4 protein-coding genes are annotated in these 4,457 nt (G+C 26.6%); all 4 read right to left on the bottom strand.

Annotated features, from left to right (window positions below):
* Positions 1–398: 398 nt before the first annotated feature.
* The 4 genes from KGF50_RS20480 to KGF50_RS20465 all read right to left on the bottom strand — a co-directional run bounded on the left by KGF50_RS20480 (position 399) and on the right by KGF50_RS20465 (position 3,995).
* Positions 399–1,043, bottom strand: a complete 645-nt coding sequence (locus KGF50_RS20480; protein WP_227849767.1) for an ABC transporter permease — start codon at positions 1,041–1,043, stop codon at positions 399–401.
* Positions 973–2,262: an ABC transporter permease gene (locus KGF50_RS20475; protein ID WP_227849766.1), complete on the bottom strand. Its 1,290-nt coding sequence runs from the start codon at positions 2,260–2,262 to the stop codon at positions 973–975. Before KGF50_RS20475 ends, KGF50_RS20480 begins: the two co-directional genes overlap by 71 nt.
* Entirely contained in the window at positions 2,259–3,131 is an 873-nt protein-coding gene (locus KGF50_RS20470) for an ABC transporter ATP-binding protein (protein ID WP_227849765.1), read from the bottom strand. Before KGF50_RS20470 ends, KGF50_RS20475 begins: the two co-directional genes overlap by 4 nt.
* Positions 3,132–3,503: 372 nt before the next feature.
* A complete protein-coding gene (locus tag KGF50_RS20465) occupies positions 3,504–3,995 on the bottom strand; it encodes a YfbM family protein (protein WP_227849764.1) in 492 nt (163 codons plus the stop codon).
* Positions 3,996–4,457: the final 462 nt, after the last annotated feature.

The raw sequence follows: 4,457 nt of genomic DNA, 5'->3' as shown, positions 1-4,457 counted from the left end.
GTGTAAATATAAAAAAGCTGTAGGTAAATTTGTTTTTACACAAATCTACTTACAGCCTCAAATCTACTAATAGCCTCTTTTGTAAATATAACTTCATATTTAAAGATATGTTTATTTTACCTAATGCTCTAATTCAAATCTTATCTGCGTTAAATCATTCAATTATCAATAAATCCATATTACATAAAATTATTGATAGCATATATTATAAATCTAATAACTTTTATTATAGTTCTAATTATTAACCTAAAAATGCCTATTATTAATCTATTTAGTTTTACTACAATAAACAATTTTTATATTAGTATACTTAGTTTATCTTCAATAGACAGTTTTTATATTACTCTATTTAATTTGCCACAATAAACAATTTTAGTCTAACCAATTTTTCTTTTAATCTATCCAACCTTTCTTTTTATTGGCTTTATCAAAAGAGACACAATTATCAACACAAAACTTCCACATATCAACCAATACTTCTCATCAAAGCTACCTCGACTCATGGACATTATAAAGAAATTTCCAACATACTTATCTTTAGTCATCATATTTAAAATTAAATATCCTATAGATACCATATATCCTATAATAGTATTGTTAAATAAATTTGAAAATAACATACCTAAACTTCCTATAAACATAGCTGATGCAAAACTCCCCACAATATATTTAAATATAGGAAAATTGCCTCCAAGATGTTTTAAAACTAATACAAATCCAGAAATTAACATAATTATACTTATAATTGACATTACTATTCTTATTAATTGTATAACTACTTGAGATACTGATTTTGATGATACTATCTCATCAATTTCCTTTGATTGCTCTAAGTAAAATATAGGAACCATCATTATTATCCCTACTATTACAACATAGTTTTCAAGACATATAGCTGCTGAAACACTATCTAAATTTGCTACCCCTTGTATAAATGGAATCAAACATAACATCCCAATTGAACATATTAGATTAATTAGAGTGCTTAATTTGAAGTTTTCTTTTATTAAAACTAAATAATTTTGAAAACTTTGAACCAACATTAAGATTCCCCCTTCTTTTTTGTTCATATAAGAATGTAGTTATCAAGACAATTATTAATGCTCCCAATCCCATTAAAATTCTATTACTCATAATACTATTAAAGTTTTCTACTATAATAGTTCCATTTAGTACATTATTATGTCTTATCATTAGTCCCACTGATGGATAATCTCCTTCAAGACCTATGGAGTTTATACTGTAAAACCACCAAACTAATTGAACAATAATTGCTACTGGTGTGTCTGTTAATACAGTCAGACTCACTCCTACAGCTGTAACTATCATAAGAGTTGGCAATAACCACCACAGTGTATATTTTACAAATGCTAAATTATCAACAGAAATTCCTTCATCTTTAGCAAATGAAATTAAAGGAAGCAATTCTTTTATGCCTAAAATTAAAACTGGCAACATCATCATAAATACAAGAGCAAAATATCTTGATAAAATTATCTTAGATGTTGATGCTTGTCTTGAATAGACAATTTCACTCATTCTTGAACGTCTATCTTTCATTGACATAAAGACTGCTAAGAATACTGGAAATATACTTAAAATTATGCCTATATAGTCACAAAAAATTCTTGCATAACCATTAGTCACTTTATCTTTTTGTATTGTATAGTTATAGTCTTGCATAGCTTCTTCATAAGTAACTGGAATCGTACCAAATCTTTGTAATTTATCAATAGAATACGCAGACCCACCACCTAAAATTTCATCTACACTTTGCATTATTTCTTCAAATCTTTCAAATGATAATTTAGAAACATTTACTTCTATATTTTCCCCACTTTTCCAAATTGAGTTTACTTTGTCAATACTGTTACCAGTTATCTCCTCAATGTACTTCTCTATAGTTTTCGTTTTACTTTCATTTAATTTTATAGATTTAACAATTCCCATTGGATATGTTGTATATAAATTTTCTTGATATTCTCTAATTAAACTTATAGTTGCACTTGGAATTACTTTATCAGACTTCAAAGATTCTTTTTGACCATATGGATATTGATTGTGTTTTAAGTAGTATTCATCAATATTTTCTACTCTTTGAGGAACAACTAATGGATTCCCTTCATTAGGAATATTTTTGCTTACATCTTCTGAAACTGAGCTTCCAAGTTGTGAAATATAGAAAACTACCAATACTACAATAAAAACATAATAAACGGTGCTTTTTAATATGTTTTTACACTCTTTTATAAATAGATTCATATCTTATCTCCTCCCATCATAAGCATATAGCCATCTTCGATAGTCGGGTTACATTCTATTGCTGTTTCAAAAGGCTTGTCTTTTGATATTATTCTAAGTGTAGCTTTTCCACCTTGAGTCAACATACCTATAACTACAAATCTATTTTTTATATTTTCTATGTCTTTTTTATCTACTTCAACACTATATACTTTTCCATCAGCAAGTTTTGACAATGCCTCAGTTGTTCCATTATATATAACTTTTCCATTATCTAATATAGCTATATTTTCACATGTAGCCTCTATATCCCCTACAATATGTGTTGATAATATAACTATTCTATCATTGGCAATCTCACATAATAAATTTCTAAATCGTATACGCTCTTCTGGGTCAAGTCCTGCTGTTGGTTCATCTACTATTAAAACTTTAGGATTGTGAATCAGCGCTTGTGCAATTCCAAGTCTTCTATTCATACCTCCAGATAAAGATTTTACTTTTACTCTTTGATAATTAGTTAAATTTACTTTGCTTAATAATTTATTGATAATTTTTCTTCTTTTTCCTGATGGTATATTTGATAAAACAGCTAGATAATCCATTGCTTCATACACTGTCATATTTGGATACATTGAAAAATCTTGAGGAAGGTAACCAACCATATTTCTAATTTCTTTTGTTTTTTCTATAGGAATTCCACACATATCTATTGAACCATCTGTTTTTGATAACAAAGTAGCTAGAATTCGCATAAATGTTGTTTTTCCTGCTCCATTTCTTCCCAAAAGTCCAAACATTCCACTATCAATTTCAATGTTTACATTTTCAAGAGCCATTTTTGAACCAAACCTCTTACTGAGATTAGACACTGATATTTTCATTTCCATATATAAGTACACCCCCACAAATCATTTTATAGTATTTTATTTTTATGAACTTTTTATTATATTTTCATAATAGATTCTAAAACTTAAGATATTATTTAGAAATTTCTAAATTTTTTCTAAAGATTTTAATTTCTCTTAATAAATAAAATAAATGTGCTTATATACTAATGACTTCTGTACTATAGTGATTTAAAAATAATTAAAGTGTCTAAAGATAATATTACTATTTAAAAAATTCTTTTAAAATTAATATAATATGTACTCTTATAACGTCATTATTTATTCATATCTAACTTTATTAAAATTTACAACTTTATAGTAAACAACTTTATAAAGCTTACAACCTTATGATAAACAGCTTTATAATAATCATTACATTATACAAAATATTACAGCTTGTCCTTCATTAGAAGCTACTTGCATAAATTTTTTAAGTTCAATTAAATTAGCCCATACATATTCAAAAAATTCATCCTCATCTTCATCATCCATAACAGGATAAATTTCATTTTCTAGCATTTCACTGACACTAAATTTTTTTCTAAATTCTTGTTCTTCCAAATTGTTCATTGCCTCTGATAGTTTTTTTACATCATTAGCTGTAATCAGCATAGGATAGAATTCTCCTTCAATTTCCATAAATGTATTTCCACTCAACACTAATTTACTAAAAATATTATCATCATCTCCACCAAAAGGACAACCAGTCAGAGTAAACTGAATTGCATGCCATGCTTTATCAATATTAATACTGTTATCTTCCTGTACATCTTCAAACATAAAATCCTCTAAGTTATCTGTTGATTGTTGTAATTTCAAAATATTTTCTTCACTTATTCTAAAATAACTTCCTATCATGCCCATAATTACTTACCTCCTAAGTAGTATTTTTATAATTTTAACTCACAACAAAGGATATTGACAAGAAAAGTTACTCATAAAAATGTCATTACTTCTTAAAAATTAAAGTGTGTGTAAGGTAATATTTCTCATGTGAAACTAAAGAACTTTATTACACATACACATACACATACACATACACATACACATACACATACACATACACATACACAAAGATTATATCAATTAGTTCTATCTTTTGAGTAAAATACATGTGTTGTCGTGTCAAAATTATATAAAATAAAAAATAAGTGTATCTCAAGTTCTAAATGATACACTTATTTCCTATAAAAATCTATTTTTTAATATATATTTTTTGCTAAATGCTAAATATGGTCTAAACATCTACTTTTTATCAAAGATTCTACATTTAGCCATGCCATAAACACTACAAGTTTTCATGTCTACTTTTAAATATTTCTGTAT

The organism is Clostridioides sp. ZZV15-6598 (assembly GCF_020657705.1).
Lineage (GTDB): Bacteria > Bacillota > Clostridia > Peptostreptococcales > Peptostreptococcaceae > Clostridioides > Clostridioides difficile_F.
Note: the sequence above shows the minus strand (reverse complement) of the source record. Positions and strands in the feature narration are given on the sequence as shown.